Below are 16,225 nucleotides of genomic sequence, written 5' to 3'. Positions count from 1 at the left end.
GGGACTTTTCTTTTTATTCTGACTTTAAACTCTTTACCGGGTTAGCCAAAGCCGCCTTCACCGATTGAAAACTGATGGTCAGGAAAGTGAGCAGGATAATGGAAATACCCGCTACTACAAATATCCCCGCGTCTATACGGATACTATAGGCAAACCCTTTCAGCCACTGCGTGGTAGCCCACCAGGCCACCGGGAAAGCAATCAGCATAGCGATCAATACCAATCGCAGGAAATCCTTCGACAACATCATCACAATAGTACCCACAGTGGCGCCCAGTACTTTACGGATGCCGATTTCTTTATTTCTCCGCTGCGCTGTAAAGGCCGCCAGTCCGAATAAACCAAGACAGGAAATGAGAATAGCAAGACCGGCAAAGTACCTGGACAACCGGGAGATCTGGTTTTCTGCGGCATATAAGGTCTGGTATCTTTCATCCAGGAACTTATAATCAAAAGAGAACCCCGGGTTCATTTGCAGGTACATTTCCTGTAATCTGGCAATCACTGCTTTCTCCCGGCCTGTTTCTACTTTAATCATAAACCGGTTGGCATCTTCCGGAGACAACACAAAAAACAAGGGCTTTACCTCTTCGTGCAGCGATTCAAAATGAAAATCCTTCACAACTCCTCCAATCCGCATATCCTTACCCCACAGTTTAACCGATTTTCCAACAGGGTCTTTCATCCCCATGAATTTTATGGCGGCTTCATTGAAAATGATCATGGAGCTATCAGCGCCGAAGTCGCGTGAAAAATCCCTGCCTTCTTTTATCTTAATGTCCAGCGTTTTCAGCAGGTCATAATTTACATCCACCACTTCAAATTCGGTTGCATCTTTCAGATCCTTTCCTTCCCATACCACATCGGAAGTACCGCTGCTATGGCCGGTCAATCCATGCCCCATACCCGAAGCAATTTTTACTCCCGGTATATCTTTCACCTCAGCAAGGAAACGTTCACTTACCTCGTTCCGTGACAGCTTTCCCTCTTTCGCGAACGTAATTACATGGTCCCTGTCGTAACCCAGGTTCTTTGTCTGGATAAAGCTGATCTGCCGGTACACCACCAACACCGCAACGATCAGTACAATGGAGAGGGAAAATTGAAACACCACCAATCCTTTCCTGATCAGCAGTTCCCCCACAGAACCATTGATCTTTCCTTTCAGCACGGCAGCAGGCTTAAACCCTGAAAGATGAAACGCAGGGTAGCTGCCAGCCACTAAACCGGTAAAGAAAGTAATGCCAAGTCCTGATAATATCAGTGCGGTATCAAAATGGAACAACGAGAGATGTTTCCCTGTAATATTATTGAAAACCGGCAGCAACAGGAACACGAATAAAATTGCCAGCAGCAGCGATGCAAAAGCCATTACCATAGATTCCCCGAGGTATTGCAGCATAAGTACACCCCGGCCGGCGCCCATCGCTTTTTTGATGCCTACTTCCTTTGCCCTTCCGGCTGCCTTTGCAGTAGAGAGGTTCATAAAATTGATGCAGGCAATCACCAGAATAAAAATGGCGATAATGGAAAACAGCCGTACATAATCTATCCGGCCTCCCACCTGGATACCGTTCTCAAAGCGGCCATACAGATAGTTCTCCGAATAGCGCTGAATGAATGGCGTACGGTAGGTAATCTCATTGTTCGTTTTAAGCTTAATGTAGTTGGCGATTTTAGCATTGAACTTGTCGATGTTGGTGCCTGGTTTTAGCGTTATAAACGTATAGTACCCTGTATTGCCCCATTCATTAGCGTTTTCCTTTATCATCTTCAGCATGCGAACAGGTAAAACAAAATCAAACTGTTCCGACGAATGTTGATCAGGTGCTTTAAACACACCAGAAACAACAAATTTTTGCTCATGCTGGAAGTCGACCGTTTTGCCGATCACATTTTCGGTAGTGCCAAACAATTTTGTAGCGATAACATCAGATAGCACAATAGCTGTTGGATCTGCCAGTACCTGGTTTGGATTTCCCTCCATCAGATCAAAAGAGAACATATTGAAAAAATCCTTGTCCGCATATTTCCCCTTGGTCTTTATGCCAACATCATCTTTTACAGAAAGTGTAGATTGCCTCACGGGAGATACATAAGCAGCATACTCCACTTCGGGCATGTCCTTTTTCAGCGCTTCAGGCATTGGTACAGGAGAGGATTTCGCCGTCCAGATACCGCTGGCCTGTACCCGGTTTTCCAATACCTGGAAAAGCGTGGCGTCGTTTTTATGAAACTTGTCGATACGCAATTCATCCTGTACCCAAACATAGATCAGGAGCGCACATGCAAGCCCCGTAGATAAACCAATTAAATTGAGATAAGCAAACCGGCGGTCTTTGATCAGATTACGCCACGCAACCTTCAGGTAGTTTTTTATCATAGCAGAGAATATGTGGTTCGTGTTGCCCAAAGGAGATGCCATCGACCGGGACTATTGTAAACCAAAATAATGTATATTTAGAATATATTTAAATTGTTCGGTTTTGATACAGCTACTGTTCGTATATGTATTGAAGATACTGCGATCCTGTGTTCTGAAACGTTCATCATATTTATCTTCCCGTCCCACTAATTAATTATTACTTTTGGCCATCTGTAAATTCACGTACCAACAAATGTTTATAAGACGATCTACCGCACTGGTTATAATTTTATTGGCAGCATTGGGTTTACCCGCATTGGCACAGCCTTCACCTGTATGGAACGCAGCCGACATAAAACTGCAATTGAAAAAGTTAGATACGCTTGGAAGCGTATTGTACATTGCCGCCCATCCTGACGACGAAAATACCCGTTTGCTCGGTTACCTGGCAAAGGAAAAACTGTATCGCACCGGCTACCTGTCGCTCACCCGTGGTGATGGCGGGCAAAACCTGGTCGGTAATGAACAGTCCGAGTTACTGGGCCTGATCCGTACACAGGAACTGCTGGCAGCACGCCGCATCGATGGTGCAGAACAATTTTTTACCCGTGCACAGGACTTCGGCTTCTCCAAAAATCCACAGGAAACATTTACCATCTGGAACAGGGAACAGATCCTGGGAGATGTAGTATATATGATCCGCAAATTTCAACCGGATGTGATCATTTGCCGCTTCCCGGCCGACAGTCGCGCAGGACACGGACATCATACCGCTTCGGCTATGCTGGCGGAAGAAGCTTACAGCGCTGCTGCCGATCCCAAACGCTTTCCCGAACAGCTGACACGGGTAAAAACCTGGCAGGCCAAACGGATCCTTTGGAATACCTTTAGCTTCGGCAACATCAACACTACCTCCGACGATCAGTTTAAAATAGATGTAGGCGCCTATAACCCATTGCTTGGAAAAGGCTTTGGTGAAATTGCTGCTGAAAGCCGCTCCCAGCACAAAAGCCAGGGATTTGGCGTTCCGGCATCCCGGGGCAGCTCACAGGAATATTTCCTGACGATCAAAGGCAACACACCCAAAAACAGTTTACTCGATGATATCAATACCAGCTGGACAAGGATTCCCGGGGGCAACAAAGTAGGCGCCCTGGTAGACGCCGCCCTCGCCGCTTACAATATGGAAGATCCTGCGGCCTCCGTGCCCGCCCTGCTGGAAATACGCAGCGCCATCCGCTCGTTACCGGAAGGGTACTGGCGTGATCTGAAGCTGAAAGAAACCGAGCAAGTGATCTACGCATGCGCAGGCTTGTGGGCAGAAGCCTACAGCACTTCGCCTACCGTAGTGCCCGGAACCAATATGGAAGCCACGGTGCAACTGATCAACAGGGGGCCGGTAAAAATAACGCTGGATAAGATTGATCTGCCCGGCAATACCAATGCAGGCGATCAGCAACCACTGGCCTTTAATAAATTCACCAGCGTCTCCAAAACACTGCAGGTACCCGCCAGCACGCCGGAGTCGCAGCCTTATTGGCTGTCAGACGCGCACCCGGTAGGTACTTACATCATCAATGACCCGCTGCTGGTGGGCAATCCTGAAAACATTCCTGCACTACAGGCGCAGATCCACCTGACCATCGGCGGACAACCATTTACCATTGCACGCCCTTTACAATATAAATATACCGACCCTGTAAAGGGAGAGCTGTATCAGCCGCTGGTGATAGCACCGCCGGTAGTAGCCGACCTCAGCAACCAGGTATATATTTTTACAGATACCAAAGCGCAGTCGGTACCCGTGAAGCTCCGCGCCATGGCCGATAACGTACAGGGAACCGTACGCCTGCAATTGCCCGCCGGCTTCACCGATGGCAACAGCCAGTCCTTTAGCTTAAAACAGAAAGGGGATGAGGTGGAACTCCGGTTTGATATCAAACCCGTTAAAGGCGTAGCAGAAAATCATGCAGATACCCTCACGGTTGTAATGACCTGTAACGGTAAAGAATATACGCAAAGCTTACAGCAGATCCGCTATGATCATATTCCGCTGATCACCCTGTTCCCACCGGCGCAGGCCAGGCTGGTATCGGTTAACCTGAAACATAACGGCAACCGCCTCGGCTATATTCCCGGTGCAGGCGACATGGTGGCTGCATCGCTCCGCCAGGTAGGATACGATGTAACCGAACTCGGTGAAAAAGATATTATGGGTGGTAACCTGCAGCAATACGATGCCATTATCACCGGTGTGCGCGCTTATAACGTAAACGCACGTATGAAATACTGGCAGCCGAAGCTGATGGAATACGTAAACAACGGCGGCAAACTGGTGATCCAGTACAACGTGAATGGTCCACTGGTAACAAGCAACCTGGGACCGTATCCGTTTGGATTGTCGCGCGACCGGGTAACAGATGAAAATGCCGCTGTGACATTCAACAACCCGAAAGACCCGGTGCTGCATTATCCAAATGAAATTACTGCCGCCGATTTTAACGGATGGGTACAGGAAAGAGGTTTGTATTACACCGCTAATGCAGACAAAGCTTATGATAAGCCTTTCAGCATGAACGACAAAGGGGAAGGACCGCTCGATGGATCAACCCTCGTTGCTCATTATGGTAAAGGAGCCTATGTGTACACCGGCTTATCATTTTTCAGGCAGCTGCCTGCTGGCGTACCCGGCGCCTATCGTTTATTTGTAAACCTGATTTCTGTAAAATAGGGATGAAAGACAATGAGTAAGAAGCATCAAGAAAATCGTCCCAGGCTAAAGATCGCCGCTGGCTTTTGTATTATCCTCGGTTTGCTGATCGGATTTACCATCAAGCGCGTGCAGGTGGGATTGATCATCGGTATTGCGTTGGGACTGTTGACCAGCAGCATGTGGACTAAAAGCAACTCAAACGATTAAATTATGGCAGCAGATAACCTGCAGGAAGAAAAGCCGCCATTGTTCCCGTCATGGACGTGGTGGTATGTATTGGTAACAGCCTGGTTGCTGTTACTGGTAGTGTTCTTCTACTTATTCACCAAAACGTTTTCATGAGTCCTTTAGATTGGATGGTACTGATCGGTACCCTCACTGTAATCATATGCTATGGTGTCTGGAAAAGCCGTGGCCAGCGAAACATGGAAAGTTATTTCCTGGATAACCAATCCATGCCCTGGTATATCATTTTGCTGTCGATCATTGGTACCCAGGCCAGCGCTATCACCTTTATATCAGCGCCCGGCCAGGCATATACGGACGGCATGCGCTTTGTGCAATATTACTTCGGTTTGCCCCTGGCGATGGTAGTGCTTTGTATCACGTTTGTACCCATCTTCCATAAACTGAAAGTATATACGGCTTATGAATTCCTGGAACAACGGTTCGACCTGAAGACACGTACCCTCGCGTCCTCCCTGTTCCTGATCCAACGCGGTTTATCTACCGGTATCAGTATCTGTGCACCTTCTATTATTTTGTCTTCTTTACTGGGCTGGAACCTGTACTGGACAAATATGATCATGGGTGGATTGCTCATCATTTATACAGTGGCAGGCGGTACCCGCGCCGTGGCCTACACACAAACATTCCAGCTGGCCATCATTTTCGGAGGTATGTTCCTCGCGGGCTGGATGGTCGTTCACCTGTTGCCGGCCGATATTGGTTTTAAGCAGGCGTTGCAGGTGTCGGGAAAAATGGACAAGCTGAATGTGATTGTTACGAAATTTGACTGGAAGGATAAATACAACATCTGGAGCGGGGTGATAGGAGGATTCTTCCTGGCGCTGTCGTACTTTGGTACGGACCAGTCGCAGGTAGGCCGCTACCTTACTGCAAAATCGATCAAAGAAAGCCGTATGGGCCTGCTGATGAATGGACTTGTAAAAGTGCCCATGCAATTCCTGATCCTGCTGATAGGCGCCCTGGTATTTGTTTTTTACCTGTATTTCCGTGCGCCGATTTTCTTCAATGAAGCACAGCTGGCAAGGGTGCATAAAACCGAACAGGGCCCGGCCATGCTGAAACTGGAAGACCAGTACAATGAGCTGGGAACCTTAAAACAGCAGCAGGTAAAGCAACTGGCCGCTGCGCTCGAAACAGATAACCATACACAGATTGCCTCCGCAAAAAAAGCCTTGCAGCAAACCGATGACCAGTCGCAGGTGGTAAGAACCCAGGCATTATCGCTCATTAAAGCGTCTGACCCTACCGCAGACACCAACGATACCAACTATATATTCCTTCATTTTGTAGTGAACAGTTTACCGAAAGGACTGGTGGGATTGCTGATTGCCATCATCTTCCTGGCAGCCTGGGGCAGTATTGCTGCGGCGCTGAATTCGCTGGCGTCCACCACGGTGATAGACGTGTACAAACGACTGTACAACGAGCATGCTTCAGAAGATCATTACCTGAAAATATCCAAGCTGTGGACATTGATCTGGGGTGTATTCTGTATCGTGGTAGCGCAGTTTGCCGGCAGCCTGGGTAGTTTGATAGAAGTGGTGAACGTGCTGGGCTCCTGGTTTTACGGGGTGATCCTCGGTATTTTCATGGTAGCTTTTTACCTGAAGCGGGTAGGAGGCACAGCTACTTTCTGGGCCGCCATCATCGGGGAAATAGTGGTATTGGTAATTTACTGGACCGGCACGGTGTCTTTCCTCTGGTTAAATGCGATCGGCTGCTTGCTCGTGGTATTGCTGGGGTGGATCTTCCAGTATTTTGTAAATACGCGAAGGTTGTCTGACTCAGGATTACGCTGATTATACTGATTACCTGGATTTTACTTTTTTGATTTTATAAATGATTATAAAAGATTGGGGAGATAAAAGCGAAAATATCCGCTTATATCTCCCCAAATCTTTTAAAATCAAAAGTGATCAAATCCCGATAATCAGTAAAATCAGCGTAATCAGCGAGAAAGACAACCTCCGCGCGCTATTTTAACGTAGCCAATAGCTTCTTGTTCAACGTTACATAGTCGTCGTTTTTAGCGGTAGTAGCCAGTTCTATTGACTTCTGCGCTGCTTCTTTCGCCACTTTCACGTTTTTAGCTTTCGCGTTGATGCGGGCTTTCTGGTACCATATCCAGAAGGCGTCGGGGCTTTGTGTAGCTGCCTCGTTGATCCATTCTACCGCCTTGTTGATGTCTTTACCACTTTCATAGTAATATACAGCTGCCTGGAAGTAAGGTTTCTTTTCGGCGTTCTGCATGGCATCGTTGATCTGGGCGGTGATTTTATCGTCGATATCCGCTTTGATCACTACGGGTACTTTGGTTTTATCCCAGCTGAGGGCCAGTACCACGGAGTTGGAGCGTACGTTTTCGAATCCGATGGTAAAGCTTTCCTGGCTGAAAGGGGTAGCTACCGGTTTTACGTTTACACGGGCCACATCGTTTTCTGGTTTGTAGGCAGCAGGGCTGGTTACATCGAGGCTGCTGGTCAGGATAACGGTCCATGACTGAGCGCCTGGAATAGAAAGCAAACCGTATTTACCAGCTTTCACGGGTACGCCGCCGAAAATTACGTCTTCACCGAAAGTAACGGTGGTAGCACTGTTGGCGCCGGTTCTCCATACTTTACCATAAGGGACCAGGTCGCCCATGATAACGCGGCCGTTTTTCAGCGGACGGGAGTAGCTCAGCTCTATATTGGATAAAGCAAAGTCCTGTTTAATGGTTTGCGTAGGACTTGGCGCAGGCATTTTAATGCCCTGGGCCAGGGTAGTGCCGGCATACAACAGCAGCATAGCGCCCGCTGTAGCGGCAAAGGTTCTGATAGTACTCATATTTGGTGGGTATTTAAAACTATTCTATTAATCCGTTACGGAATGCATACAGTACCAGACCAACGCTGTTTTTAACGTTGATTTTTTCCAGTAATTTTTGACGGATCCCCTCTACAGTACGGGGGCTTAGGAAAATCTGTTCGGAAATTTCCTGGGTAGTCAGTTCATTGCAGATTAGCTTCAGTACTTCCTGCTCCCGGTCATTGAGCTGGATTTCATTTTTTAGTGTTGGCTTAAATTGTTGTTTGTTTTTGTGTAATACCTTTTTAAGCAGTGCCAGGTTTACGTTATCATTAAAATAAAATCCTTTTTCAAAGGTAGTACAGATGGCTTCATAGATCTCTTCCGGTTCCGCATTTTTTAACAGGTAGGCGTTGGCGCCGTTTTCCACCAGGTGGACAATGAAGTTGTCGTCCTCGTACATGGTGAGTATAATGACCTTTACGTCAGGATACTTTTCCTTTACCTTAATGGTGGCTTCGATGCCGTCCATATTGGGCATTTTCAGATCCATCAGGATAACATCCGGCTGTTGTGTTTCCATGTTCTGCAGCAGATGCAGGCCATCGTCGGCTTCAAAAACGAAGCTGATATTTTCATAAGGAATCAGTGTGTTTATGACTCCACTGCGGAAGATCTTGTGATCATCAGCAATGGCCACTTTTATGTGTGCCATAGGTGGACAGTTAGAAGATTTGCTATTATTTTATTCAGAATAAATTACTATGAGTCATGTCGTTACAAGCGGGTTCAACACAACCGGATGGCAATTTAGCAATAAAACAACATAAGTATCAACTATTCTGTGCAGGTGTCTGATAATTCTCTACACTTATCGTAGCAATGGTACCTTGTGGTGTTCCGGGAGTGAAGTTAATATTTCCACCGATAATATTGAGGCGGCTTTCAATATTTTTAAGTCCCAGGCTGCCTGTTTTGGCACGGGAAGCGGACAGGGAGGTTAGCAAAGCGCCATTACCATTGTCTTCCACGGTAACGGTAAGAAGCGAAGGAGTGGTTTGATAGGTGATGAGTACATCCGTTGCCTGCGCATGTTTCAGGATATTATTGATCAGTTCCTGCACCACACGGTAAACGTTTAAAGCCTTTTCGCGGTCTACCGTTTGCCCGTTGCCGGCTGTTTTAAATGCTATTTTTACCTGTTTGTTTTTGTTCATCAGGTTGCAGAAGGAGTCCAGTGCATGTGCCAGTCCCAGGTTTTCCAATGCCTGGGGGTGCAGGCTTTGGGAGATGAACCGCAGTTGTTGTATAATGGTATCGGTAAAGTCTTTGGTTTCCTTAAGCCGTTCCGTTTCACCGTTGCCGGTTTTCAGCAGGGGCTGAAGGCCGCCGAGGTTGAGTTTCAGCACAGATAGTTGTGCGCCCACCTCGTCGTGCAGGTCTTCCGCAATCCTTTTACGTTCCTGTTCCTGGCCCTGGAGTACTGCGATGAGGCGTTCCCGTTGGAGCTGCAGGTCTTTGTCACGTATATCAAGTTTATGTTGGATAACCATTTTTTGTTGGAGCATTACCAGCAATATCACAATGACTCCCAGCATTAACATTACTGTAGTACCAATTACAATAACATCAATAATTCGCATGTCTTAGTTTTTTGATCTTAGAGAACCCAATATAAAGAAGAATCATTGATATCATTCCAACAATATAATTGATACTCAGTATTGCGATGGTCATACCCATTCTGGCAACACCGGTGGTGAAAAGCGCCTGTAGGTGGTTATAGCTGATGCAAAATAGAAATTCGGTACAGGCAAAGATAAAGATCCCTGAATTATACCAGAATATCGGTAAAGAATCAATGTATATTGATTTTTCTATGAGATTCCTGTCCCTCAGCAGCTGTAAAAAGAGATATAGACCATAGGTAAGTACTACCAGTTGCTTAACGCCCGACGAAATGGAATTAAAGGCGCGTACCCCCTCTATGAAAAACAGGTCAAATATAAATATTGCCAGTAGCAGGAAAGGCATATACTTCACTATGTTTTTCATAGTGGGGTTAGGAATGCTCCGGTAAAAAAATACAGAGAGGATCACAAACTGGATAAAGTGCATGAGGCTGAAGAACCACATGTTGTTCCCGATATACCGTTCTACCAGAACAGAACCTCCTGCAAAAAAAATACAGCTCAAAATGTAAAAAAATATGCACCTGGACGAAAAGTCCAGGGACTTATAATTTAAAAGGAAGGGGATCAAGACCAGTGCTTCGATCCCCACCATGCTGTAAAAAATAGTAAAAAATAAAGTTACATTCACGAGATGGCTTTGTTGATGATATTATTTATCACTTATCCTTTTCCTCCGGGTTTTGTACAATATTCGGGGCAGGGTAATCCTGAATCAAGGATTTTCGCCATAGCGCCTTTGGATACTACGCCACCGGGGCCTGCATTGGTGGTTTCTGTTGGAAGGATGTCATTACCTTCTTCATCAACGGCTACCAGGATCATTTTCTTTTCCTTTATTCCATCTCCGTCAGTATCTACCTTAATACCATAATAGATTCTCAGAGCTGTTGCTCCGGGTTGGTCCAGCAATTCAATAATTTTGTCTTTACCAAAACACATCGCCTTAACATGGGTACCAAAGGATTTCTGATTTACATGATCCTCATCGTGATTCTTTGTAAGGGTGGTCATTTCTTCAAGTGAAATGAAAGCGCCGGTATCCGAAGGGATCGGCCTTTTTGGAAAATCATTCATTGTGGGTAAGTTTTAGTTTGCAGTAAAATTATTACAAATAATCGCATATACAATCCGGCCACCAACCGGTGATGTAACCCGAAACTGTGTTTTTACGCAGGTGGAATTGAAGGTGCTATTGCATTTGAGCGGTTTTATCATCTTAAGTAGAGGGAATGGATTCCGTAGGCTTCACTTCAGAATGCGTATTTATACGCATCACTTTTTACCTGCCGGAAAACAACAAAAAGGTGAATAGCGTAGTTCCCATGTTCAATTTGCGTAGTTATACGTAAAGCTTTTTTTCAGTTGTTAAACGCTTGACTACTCCTTTAAAGTTCTTAATCTTTGTATTGTCAACCGGCTTTAAATCTATTGTCCTCAGAAAAGTTCATAGTAATTGGCCTTTCTACCATGTTTGTTTTTTTCGGTTAGTAATATGCAGAATCAATTCATCAGGTGATGCTCGTTAACCCCTTTTTTTTTCTTTAAAAAAAATAAAATTATGAGTTACCTATTAATCGGAAACATCTCTGCACTTATTTGTAACGATTGCGTAGAGCCACTGGCAAACGCGCGGATCCGGGTTTACCTTCCTGCTGTATTGCAGGCGGCAGATCAGCCCCACGGAATTTTTAACGACATGAAACCATTGTCGGCACGGGAAGTACTGATGAAGGCCGACCGGTTGCTGGCGGAAACCACCCTGGATGAAAAAGGCAACTTCAACCTCTCCTGGAATGAAGTACACCTGTTCACCGAAGCATTGGAACTGGATCTGTGCCTGGATCAGCTGCCGGGAAAGAACGGTACAAAGCAGTCCCGCAACTTCCACCTGAGCAAACTGGTGTTGCACTGGAAACGTAACAGCGGCGGCTATGTAGGCGCATATGCTTATGTTATCCCCGCCGCCACCTGGCATAATATATACGCCAACGCAGGCGCCTGGGTAATTACCGGCGTAGTAAAACCCCACATGGCAGCGTCAGGACAGCCCCATCTGAAAGTGGAAGCGTATAATGCGCTCACCGGCAAACTGATCGGGCAGGCGCACACCAACGAAGCTGGACGCTACACCCTGCACTTTTCAAGGCAGCATCTTGCAAATGGCATCCTGCACTCCATTATACCCGGACGCAGGAACCTGGGGCCCGATGTGTACTTTAAAGTTTACAGGAATAACGAATTGCTGTGGGCGGAAGATGAGAAGATGGCCCGGATGCCCCACCGGCAGGACCTGGGTCCCTGCAGCAATGTAAATATAATTTACCGCCCGTCCCGGGTGAAACGCGCCTCAGACCAGATTGGCAACTGGTTCAGTGATGTGATCACCCTTACTAACCCAAAGAAAAATAAGCACGATAAATACCGCTTGCTAACCCATAGCTTATTGTAATAAGATTGTTTGAATACACCTTCCTTATCATGGCAAAAACTACCCGATTGTTTGTGACCTTCTAACAGCAGAAATGAAACAGCTACCTTTCCCCGGTAGCTGTTTTTCGTTTACCAGTATCAAAACCGGGGATGAAAACGCAGGAGGGTATCTCTTAAATATTCCCGGTCCAGGTGAGTGTAGATCTCGGTGGTAGTAATGCTCTCATGACCAAGCATTTCCTGTACGGCGCGGAGGTCGGCGCCGCCTTCCACCAGGTGGGTGGCGAAGGAGTGCCGGAAAGTATGGGGCGACACATTTTTATGAATACCGGCTTTTTGGGTCAACTCCTTTATAATAAGGAAGATCATCACCCTGCTCAGTGCGCCGCCACGGCGGTTGAGGAAAAGGGTGTCTTCCTGCCCGTGCTTAACGGGCAGCTCTATGCGGACATTTCTCCGGTAAATATCTATCTGGCGCATGGCATCTTTGCCGATGGGGACCATCCGCTCTTTGTCGCCTTTCCCGATTACCCGGATAAATCCTACGTCCATGTGAAGCTGGCTGATCTGGAGGTTAATGACCTCGCTTACCCGCAGGCCGCAGCTGTACATGGTTTCAAGGATGGCTTTATTACGGTGACCTTCCGCGGTATCCAGGGGAATCTGCGCAATGATCTTTTCAATCTCTTCAAAGGTGAGTACATCGGGCAGCTTGCGTAAAATCTTCGGAGCTTCCAGCAGTTGGGTGGGATCCTCGTGGGCCATGTCTTCCAGCAGGAGGAACTTGTAAAAGGCTTTGAGGCCAGAAATTGTCCTGGCCTGGGAGCTGGCAGTCATTCCCAGTTTGGCGATCCATTGCACACAATCCTGCAGATCCTCAAATGTTACATCCTGGGGCCGGAGCTTTTCTTTTCCGTGAGCGAGGAGGTACTGCTCCAGTTTTTCCACGTCCCTTACGTATGCTTCCACGGAGTGGTCAGACATGGACCGCTCTAATCTTAAATACCCTTTAAACAGTTTCCGGAATGATTCCCACATATGCCGGCAAGTTAAAAGCTTTTTATAAAACTACGGTAACGGCTATCCGGAAAATATCCTTTTAAGGGTAAAATAATACCAGGAAAAACAGGTGTTTTTGGGACAAAAAAGAGGGGAGTGGTTCTACTTAAAGTAAGATGATGGTAATTTGTTGTAATTATTTGATAATGAAATGTATATAACGATGTAAAATGGGTCCGTTTTCCTCTTTAAAACGTTCATTTTTGTTGATTTTCGGGGCTCATATTTTCATTAAGAATCATGTGATTGCGCCTTTTTGTCAGCTTTTGCTTTTCATTTAAAGTCTTACTTCTTATAAAGTGTGTAAACTTATATAAATGAATCGGTTGTCATTAATTTAAATATTGAAGACAAATAAAAAAGGCCAGCTTTTATGAAGCTGACCTTTTTGTAATGATTTTGCCCGTCAGGACTAGAATTTCTCCAGACCGCTGAAGAAGAAGTTACCTTCTATAGCAGCGTTCTCATCAGAGTCGGAACCATGAACCGCATTGCGGCCGATAGACTCTGCGTATTTTTTACGGATGGTACCTTCCTCTGCGTTGGCAGGATTGGTAGCACCGATCAGTTTGCGAAAATCTTCTACGGCGTTGTCTTTCTCCAGGATAGCTGCTACGATATGGCCGCTGCTCATGAATTCTACCAGTTCACCGTAAAAAGGTCTTTCCGCATGTACTGCATAAAACTCACCTGCTTTAGCAGTAGATAACTGCGTCATTTTCATGGCTACGATGCGGAAACCTGCAGCGTTGATCATGTTTAAAATGCCGCCAATGTGCCCGTTTGCTACTGCATCAGGCTTGATCATAGTAAATGTTCTGTTGCTCATATAATGTTTAATTCCGAATTACAGATTAGGCCGCAAAAGTAATTACATTTTCTTTAGTGGTAAAAAATTTTGAAATTCTGGCTCAAATAAAGATCTTCGCACTTCGTTTTCTGTTTCAACCACTTGTTGTGATTGGAAATCAACTCTTAACATTACAGTTTTTTAATGAAGCCGATCGAGGAAATTAAGCCTTTGCTGGAGAGCCCTAAGAAAGTGGTGATTACAATGCACCAGAAGCCAGACGCGGATGCCATGGGATCTTCCTTAGCAATGTATCACTACTTAGTACAGAAAGGGCATCAGGTAACTGTAATCTCACCTACCAATTTTCCGGATTTCCTGAAATGGATGCCAGGAGCCGACGACGTGATTGACTACGAATCCTCTATGGACCGGGCCATTCAGGCGCTGGAAGGCATCGATCTCCTGTTTTGCCTGGATTTCAACGCACTTTACCGCACCAAAAACCTGGCGCCACACCTGGAAAAACTGGACTGTATCAAAATTCTGATAGACCACCACCTGGAGCCACAGCCCAGCTTTGAGTATGGTATAAGCGATACCAAAGCCAGCTCCACCGCCCAATTAGTTTATGAAACTATATATAAATTGGGAGATGAGCAGTATATTAACCTCGAAATTGCACAGTGCATTTATGCCGGCACTGTAACAGATACAGGTTCTTTCCGCTTTGCATCTACCTCTGCAGCCGTACACCGTATGGTAGCCGACCTGATGGAAAGGGGACTGAAACATGAGGTGATCCACCAAGCGATCTATGATAACTTCCTGGAAAACCGCCTGCGCTTCCTCGGACATAGTCTGCTGAACCGCATGGAAGTGTTCTATGAATATAATACCGCCATGCTGGCCATCCCGTATTCCGATCTTAAACGGTTCGACCTCCAGACAGGAGACACCGAAGGACTCGTGAACTTCCTGTTATCTATACAGGGTATCAAGATGGCCGCTTTGATCATTGACCGCAACTCAGAAGTGAAGCTGTCGTTCCGCTCAAAAGGCGACTTCGACGTAAATACCTTCGCCCGCAAATATTTCGACGGGGGAGGGCATTTCAACGCTTCCGGAGGCCGCAGCACCGATCCGCTGGAAAAAACAGTGGACCGCTTTATCAAAGCCGTGGAAGAGAACGAAGACCTGTTACAATAAACTGTAAATAAAGTATTTCAACCTACTAATACAATCAAATGAAAAAAAACAATCAGTTTTTAGTTGCAACTGCGGCTTTAGGCTTTCTTTTAGCCAGTTGCGGTACAGGTGTTAAAAAAACACCGGGCGGTATTGAGTATATCGTTCACAAATCCGGCAGCGGAGCACAACTGAAATTAGGCGATACTGCCCTGGTGAATGTTACCCAGCGTATCAATGACTCCCTGCTGGGCGATTCCCGCAAAATGGTAGGTGCTGCAATTCCGGTGCTGGTGGCAAAACCACAGAATAAGTACGATCTGATGGAAGGTATTGCCCTCCTCCACGAAGGTGATAGCGCTACCTTTATCATTCCATGGGATTCATTACCAGCCCAGGAGCGTCCTCCATTTGGTAAAAAAGGTGATAAACTGAAAATCACTTTCGCAGTAGAAAACAAATATTCTGCTGCTGCCCAGAAAGAAAAAGACGAAAAAGTTATTAAAGAATACCTGGATAAGAACAAGATCAACGCCACTAAAAACGCTGAAGGCGTTTACGTAGCAGTAACCCAGGAAGGTACAGGCAGTACACCTAACCCAGGTGATACCGTTTATGTACACTACACTGGTAAGCTCACTACCGGTAAAGTATTTGATTCCAGCCAGGATTCAACTATGCGCCCGGGCATGCCTTTAGAACCCATTAAGTTCCCTATCGGTCGCGGTTTCGTGATCAAAGGCTGGGATGCTGGTTTAAGCGGCCTGAAAAAAGGTTCCAAAGCTACCCTGGTAATTCCTTCTGTATTAGCTTATGGCTTACAGGGAAGTCCTCCGGTAATTCCTGGAAACTCTGTTCTCGTATTTAACGTAGAGTTAGTAGATATTAAAGCAGGCGCTCCGGCTCCTTCTCAATTCGCTACTCCTGGTAAGTAATTGACTATAACCGCA

General features: G+C 46.1%; 15 protein-coding genes. 7 read left to right on the top strand and 8 right to left on the bottom strand.

The window, feature by feature from the left end; all coding sequences use genetic code 11:
• Nucleotides 1-13: 13 nt before the first annotated feature.
• Complete coding sequence (locus AB6805_RS30060) at nucleotides 14-2,383, bottom strand: ABC transporter permease (protein WP_370913139.1); 2,370 nt, start codon at nucleotides 2,381-2,383, stop codon at nucleotides 14-16.
• A 235-nt stretch (nucleotides 2,384-2,618) separates the two neighbouring features.
• On the opposite strand from AB6805_RS30060, the gene AB6805_RS30055 reads away from it, so the two are divergent.
• The 4 genes from AB6805_RS30055 to AB6805_RS30040 are packed head-to-tail and all read left to right on the top strand — an operon-like array spanning nucleotide 2,619 to nucleotide 7,126.
• Entirely contained in the window at nucleotides 2,619-5,096 is a 2,478-nt protein-coding gene (locus AB6805_RS30055; RefSeq protein ID WP_370913138.1) for a PIG-L family deacetylase, read from the top strand.
• 12 nt (nucleotides 5,097-5,108) lie between these two features.
• Nucleotides 5,109-5,285 carry a hypothetical protein gene (locus AB6805_RS30050; RefSeq protein ID WP_370913137.1) on the top strand — a complete coding sequence of 59 codons (177 nt, stop codon included), beginning with the start codon at nucleotides 5,109-5,111 and terminating at the stop codon, nucleotides 5,283-5,285.
• 3 nt (nucleotides 5,286-5,288) lie between these two features.
• Nucleotides 5,289-5,420, top strand: a complete 132-nt coding sequence (locus AB6805_RS30045; RefSeq protein WP_370913136.1) for a hypothetical protein — start codon at nucleotides 5,289-5,291, stop codon at nucleotides 5,418-5,420.
• A complete protein-coding gene (locus AB6805_RS30040) occupies nucleotides 5,417-7,126 on the top strand; it encodes a sodium:solute symporter (protein WP_370913135.1) in 1,710 nt (569 codons plus the stop codon). Before AB6805_RS30045 ends, AB6805_RS30040 begins: the two co-directional genes overlap by 4 nt.
• Nucleotides 7,127-7,301: 175 nt before the next feature.
• Here the strand turns inward: AB6805_RS30040 and AB6805_RS30035 are convergent, their stop codons facing one another.
• From AB6805_RS30035 to AB6805_RS30015, 5 genes are all read right to left on the bottom strand, one after another.
• Complete coding sequence (locus tag AB6805_RS30035; RefSeq protein ID WP_370913134.1) at nucleotides 7,302-8,153, bottom strand: DUF2911 domain-containing protein; 852 nt, start codon at nucleotides 8,151-8,153, stop codon at nucleotides 7,302-7,304.
• A 19-nt stretch (nucleotides 8,154-8,172) separates the two neighbouring features.
• The gene (locus tag AB6805_RS30030; protein WP_370913133.1) at nucleotides 8,173-8,829 is read right to left on the bottom strand and encodes a response regulator; all 657 of its coding nucleotides are present in this window, start codon (nucleotides 8,827-8,829) and stop codon (nucleotides 8,173-8,175) included.
• Between the two features lie 118 nt (nucleotides 8,830-8,947).
• Nucleotides 8,948-9,757: a sensor histidine kinase gene (locus AB6805_RS30025; protein WP_370913132.1), complete on the bottom strand. Its 810-nt coding sequence runs from the start codon at nucleotides 9,755-9,757 to the stop codon at nucleotides 8,948-8,950.
• Nucleotides 9,744-10,250 carry a hypothetical protein gene (locus AB6805_RS30020; RefSeq protein ID WP_370913131.1) on the bottom strand — a complete coding sequence of 169 codons (507 nt, stop codon included), beginning with the start codon at nucleotides 10,248-10,250 and terminating at the stop codon, nucleotides 9,744-9,746. Before AB6805_RS30020 ends, AB6805_RS30025 begins: the two co-directional genes overlap by 14 nt.
• A 218-nt stretch (nucleotides 10,251-10,468) precedes the next feature.
• Nucleotides 10,469-10,882, bottom strand: coding sequence for a hypothetical protein (locus tag AB6805_RS30015; protein ID WP_370913130.1), 414 nt, complete (start codon nucleotides 10,880-10,882; stop codon nucleotides 10,469-10,471).
• A gap of 484 nt (nucleotides 10,883-11,366) precedes the next feature.
• On the opposite strand from AB6805_RS30015, the gene AB6805_RS30010 reads away from it, so the two are divergent.
• Entirely contained in the window at nucleotides 11,367-12,257 is an 891-nt protein-coding gene (locus AB6805_RS30010) for a hypothetical protein (protein ID WP_370913129.1), read from the top strand.
• A 119-nt stretch (nucleotides 12,258-12,376) separates the two neighbouring features.
• Here AB6805_RS30010 and xerD read toward each other — a convergent pair whose 3' ends face one another.
• Together xerD and AB6805_RS30000 are read right to left on the bottom strand one after the other, a co-directional pair.
• The gene (gene xerD, locus AB6805_RS30005) at nucleotides 12,377-13,276 is read right to left on the bottom strand and encodes a site-specific tyrosine recombinase XerD (RefSeq protein WP_370913128.1); all 900 of its coding nucleotides are present in this window, start codon (nucleotides 13,274-13,276) and stop codon (nucleotides 12,377-12,379) included.
• Nucleotides 13,277-13,709: 433 nt separating this feature from the next.
• On the bottom strand, nucleotides 13,710-14,126 hold the full coding sequence (locus AB6805_RS30000; RefSeq protein ID WP_079471943.1) for a nucleoside-diphosphate kinase: 417 nt from the start codon (nucleotides 14,124-14,126) through the stop codon (nucleotides 13,710-13,712).
• A 165-nt stretch (nucleotides 14,127-14,291) separates the two neighbouring features.
• Here AB6805_RS30000 and AB6805_RS29995 point away from each other — a divergent pair, with 165 nt between their 5' ends.
• Together AB6805_RS29995 and AB6805_RS29990 are read left to right on the top strand one after the other, a co-directional pair.
• A complete protein-coding gene (locus tag AB6805_RS29995) occupies nucleotides 14,292-15,296 on the top strand; it encodes a bifunctional oligoribonuclease/PAP phosphatase NrnA (protein WP_370913127.1) in 1,005 nt (334 codons plus the stop codon).
• Between the two features lie 38 nt (nucleotides 15,297-15,334).
• Entirely contained in the window at nucleotides 15,335-16,210 is an 876-nt protein-coding gene (locus AB6805_RS29990; protein WP_370913126.1) for an FKBP-type peptidyl-prolyl cis-trans isomerase, read from the top strand.
• Nucleotides 16,211-16,225: the final 15 nt, after the last annotated feature.

It is taken from the genome of Chitinophaga sp. RCC_12, from assembly GCF_041360695.1.
Taxonomy (GTDB): domain Bacteria; phylum Bacteroidota; class Bacteroidia; order Chitinophagales; family Chitinophagaceae; genus Chitinophaga.
The sequence above is the reverse complement of the archived record's forward strand: the minus strand, read 5'-3'. Positions and strand labels throughout refer to the sequence as shown.

Coding starts and splice junctions, on each gene's coding strand:
- AB6805_RS30060 (WP_370913139.1), bottom strand. CDS start 2,383: ATGATAAAAAACTACCTGAAGGTTGCGTGGCGTAATCTGATCAAAGAC.
- AB6805_RS30055 (WP_370913138.1), top strand. CDS start 2,619: ATGTTTATAAGACGATCTACCGCACTGGTTATAATTTTATTGGCAGCA.
- AB6805_RS30050 (WP_370913137.1), top strand. CDS start 5,109: ATGAGTAAGAAGCATCAAGAAAATCGTCCCAGGCTAAAGATCGCCGCT.
- AB6805_RS30045 (WP_370913136.1), top strand. CDS start 5,289: ATGGCAGCAGATAACCTGCAGGAAGAAAAGCCGCCATTGTTCCCGTCA.
- AB6805_RS30040 (WP_370913135.1), top strand. CDS start 5,417: ATGAGTCCTTTAGATTGGATGGTACTGATCGGTACCCTCACTGTAATC.
- AB6805_RS30035 (WP_370913134.1), bottom strand. CDS start 8,153: ATGAGTACTATCAGAACCTTTGCCGCTACAGCGGGCGCTATGCTGCTG.
- AB6805_RS30030 (WP_370913133.1), bottom strand. CDS start 8,829: ATGGCACACATAAAAGTGGCCATTGCTGATGATCACAAGATCTTCCGC.
- AB6805_RS30025 (WP_370913132.1), bottom strand. CDS start 9,757: ATGCGAATTATTGATGTTATTGTAATTGGTACTACAGTAATGTTAATG.
- AB6805_RS30020 (WP_370913131.1), bottom strand. CDS start 10,250: ATGTGGTTCTTCAGCCTCATGCACTTTATCCAGTTTGTGATCCTCTCT.
- AB6805_RS30015 (WP_370913130.1), bottom strand. CDS start 10,882: ATGAATGATTTTCCAAAAAGGCCGATCCCTTCGGATACCGGCGCTTTC.
- AB6805_RS30010 (WP_370913129.1), top strand. CDS start 11,367: ATGAGTTACCTATTAATCGGAAACATCTCTGCACTTATTTGTAACGAT.
- xerD (WP_370913128.1), bottom strand. CDS start 13,276: ATGTGGGAATCATTCCGGAAACTGTTTAAAGGGTATTTAAGATTAGAG.
- AB6805_RS30000 (WP_079471943.1), bottom strand. CDS start 14,126: ATGAGCAACAGAACATTTACTATGATCAAGCCTGATGCAGTAGCAAAC.
- AB6805_RS29995 (WP_370913127.1), top strand. CDS start 14,292: ATGAAGCCGATCGAGGAAATTAAGCCTTTGCTGGAGAGCCCTAAGAAA.
- AB6805_RS29990 (WP_370913126.1), top strand. CDS start 15,335: ATGAAAAAAAACAATCAGTTTTTAGTTGCAACTGCGGCTTTAGGCTTT.